Origin of the sequence: Mesorhizobium sp. M7D.F.Ca.US.004.03.1.1, from assembly GCF_003998635.1 — a bacterium.
GTDB lineage: Bacteria > Pseudomonadota > Alphaproteobacteria > Rhizobiales > Rhizobiaceae > Mesorhizobium > Mesorhizobium loti.
The window spans coordinates 1-2,794 of sequence record NZ_RZQG01000791.1 but is presented as its reverse complement, the minus strand read 5'-3'; the positions used below and the strand labels follow the sequence as shown (position 1 = coordinate 2,794).

General features: G+C 59.6%; 3 protein-coding genes. 1 reads left to right on the top strand and 2 read right to left on the bottom strand.

What is annotated here, in order from left to right; genetic code table 11:
- Nucleotides 1–263 precede the first annotated feature (263 nt).
- On the bottom strand, nt 264–1,304 hold the full coding sequence (locus EN935_RS29890) for a glutamine synthetase beta-grasp domain-containing protein (protein WP_126069199.1): 1,041 nt from the start codon (nt 1,302–1,304) through the stop codon (nt 264–266).
- Nucleotides 1,305–1,622: 318 nt separating this feature from the next.
- Between EN935_RS29890 and EN935_RS29885 the strand changes: the two genes are divergently transcribed.
- Complete coding sequence (locus EN935_RS29885) at nt 1,623–1,820, top strand: DUF2735 domain-containing protein (RefSeq protein WP_127373916.1); 198 nt, start codon at nt 1,623–1,625, stop codon at nt 1,818–1,820.
- Nucleotides 1,821–1,905: 85 nt separating this feature from the next.
- Here EN935_RS29885 and EN935_RS29880 read toward each other — a convergent pair.
- The coding region (locus tag EN935_RS29880; RefSeq protein ID WP_164771445.1) for an MFS transporter at nt 1,906–2,794 on the bottom strand (889 nt) is incomplete at its 5' end.

The following is a 2,794-nucleotide window of genomic DNA, read 5'->3' as shown; positions in this document are numbered from 1 at the left end:
TACGTCCGCAGCGGAAATCTGCCTGAGGCGAGGAACACGTTCGAGCAAGCCAGCCTGGTGGGAATAGATCCGGACTACGCCAGAAAATGGTGCTTCGATTTCTGTGACGATGTGAAGGCCGCGCTTCAGGCATTTCAGTAGAGCGAGCGGCGCGCCAAGGTTCCATTACAAAAAGGAACCCCAGCTTTCGCCGGGGTTCTTGCTTGGGAAGACCATAGGATGGACCTGAGACGGCCACGGCAGGTTTCCGCCGTGACGAAGGCTCAAGCCGCAGCCGAAACCTGGGCGCTTGCCGGCACCGAAGCGATCGTCTTCAGGATCTGCGAGGCGATCTGGTAGGGGTCGCCTTGCGAGTTCGGACGACGATCTTCCAGATAGCCCTTGTAGTCGCTCTTGATGAAGGAATGCGGCACGCGGATCGAGGCACCGCGGTCGGCGATGCCATAGCTGAACCGGTTCCATGGCGCGGTCTCGTGCTTGCCGGTCAAGCGCTTGTCGTTGTCGGGACCGTAGACGGCGATGTGGTCCATCAGGTTCTTGTCGAAGGCCGCCATCAGCGCTTCGAAATAGGCCTTGCCGCCGACTTCGCGCATATAGGCGGTCGAGAAGTTGGCGTGCATGCCCGAACCGTTCCAGTCGGTGTCGCCGAGCGGCTTGCAGTGGTATTCGATGTCGATGCCGTATTTCTCGGTCAGGCGCTGCATCAGGTAGCGGGCCATCCACATCTGGTCGGCGGCTTTCTTGGAGCCCTTGCCGAAAATCTGGAATTCCCACTGGCCCTTGGCCACTTCGGCGTTGATGCCTTCGTGGTTGATGCCGGCGGCGAGACAGAGGTCGAGATGCTCCTCGACAATCTGGCGCGCGACGGAGCCGACATTGGAATAGCCGACGCCAGTATAGTACGGGCCCTGCGGTGCGGGATAGCCGCTCTCGGGGAAGCCGAGCGGGCGGCCGTCCTTGTAGAAGAAGTATTCCTGCTCGAAGCCGAACCAGGCGCCCTCGTCATCGAGAATGGTGGCGCGCTTGTTGGAGGCATGCGGCGTGACACCATCGGGCATCATGACTTCGCACATGACCAGCACGCCGTTGGTGCGGGCTGGATCCGGATAGATGGCAACCGGCTTCAGCACGCAGTCGGAGCTGTGGCCCTCGGCCTGCTGGGTCGATGAACCATCGAAGCCCCATAGCGGCAGCTGCTCAAGCGTCGGGAATTCGGCGAATTCCTTGATCTGCGTCTTGCCGCGAAGGTTGGGGACCGGGGTGTATCCATCGAGCCAAATGTACTCGAGCTTATATTTCGTCATTCTAGCCTCTCGTTGCTTGATCACCGAACACTGAAACGGCGTCGACATGCGTCTGCCTTCAGCAGCCGGCCCTGCCGGATCCTTAAAATGCAATTCGTGTGCCATTCTTCGCCCGGAGGGTGCGGCAAAACTGACGCGGCATTCCATTGAAGTTGGCAAGCCGCCTAAGCAATGCGTCCAGATCAATCACAGTCGCAATACGCACAAATAATAGGCAAATACTGATCTTTTGGTAGGCATATTGCCTAACTTGATTGCAGACCTTATCTTCGGATCAAGTTGAATCGACAAGGTTCGGCAGAAGAAAGGATCCCGACAATGGAAATCATTTCCACGCGACCGTCGGCCAAAATTCTGATGTTCCCGGCGGCAGCGCGCGTCACTGCCTCAAATTTGAGCGGCAAGGCTAAGTTTGCGGCAGAGCTTGCCTCGCTGCGCGGTGTGCGGACGGATTTCGGAGACGGCTGGTACCACGATGCGGCCATCGAGGAAGAGGCCCAGGGCCACAAGATCTAGCGCTGCGTGCACATCGCTTCTGATCAATTGAAAAGCCCGGCGCGAGCGATCGCGCCGGGCTTTTCTTTGTATGATGAGCCGTCGGCTACTTGGCGTGCAGGTCGGTTCCCAGCGTATCCTTGACGAAGATCATACCGATGATCAGCGTCATCGCCGCGATCACGATCGGGTACCAGAGACCATAATAAATGTCGCCCTTGGCCGCGCTCAAGGCGAAGACTGTCGCCGGGAGCAAGCCGCCGAACCAGCCATTGCCGATGTGATAGGGCAGCGACATGCCGGTATAACGGATGCGGGTCGGGAACATCTCGACCAGAATCGCGGCGATCGGTCCGTAAACCATGGTCACGTAGAGGATCAGGATGAACAGGATGCCGATGACCTTTGTCCAGTTGACCTGCGCGGGGTCGGCAAACATCGCGAACGCGCCGGACGCTGGAATGCTGTAGACGGTCACATCGGCGGTGGCGCCAGCGGCTTCATCGGCCGTCAGCACCTTGTCCTTGACCGCCTGGGCGACCGGAACTGTTGCCTTCTCGCCTGCGCGAATAGCGACGGCATCGAGCTTCAGTTCAGGATTGGCCGCGACGAAGGCGTCAAGCTTCTGGTCGGCGACCTTGGAGGCGGCACGCTTCAGCGGATAGCCGCCATCCTTGAGTGCCATGTTGACCGCCTTGGTGAAGGCAGCATCCTTGGTCTTGGCCTGATCGCCGGCAGCGATGGCGTCGTAAGATTCGACCGTTTCACCGCCGACCTTCACCGTTGCCGAGGTCCCAGGCGCCGCGCTGGTGACGATGTCATACGGCACCGAACTCTTGGCAAGGAACGACGTGGCGATGTCGCATGACGTGGTGAATTTTGCCGTGCCGACCGGGTTGAACTGGAACTTGCAGTCGCCGGGCGCCACGGTAACCGTCGCACGCGTGTTCTGCTGAGCGGCGGCCAGCGTCGGATTGGCTGCCCAGGTCAATGCC

Excerpts from the sequence above, each read along its gene's own strand:
- EN935_RS29890 (WP_126069199.1), bottom strand. The coding sequence starts at position 1,304 with ATGACGAAATATAAGCTCGAGTACATTTGGCTCGATGGATACACCCCG.
- EN935_RS29885 (WP_127373916.1), top strand. The coding sequence starts at position 1,623 with ATGGAAATCATTTCCACGCGACCGTCGGCCAAAATTCTGATGTTCCCG.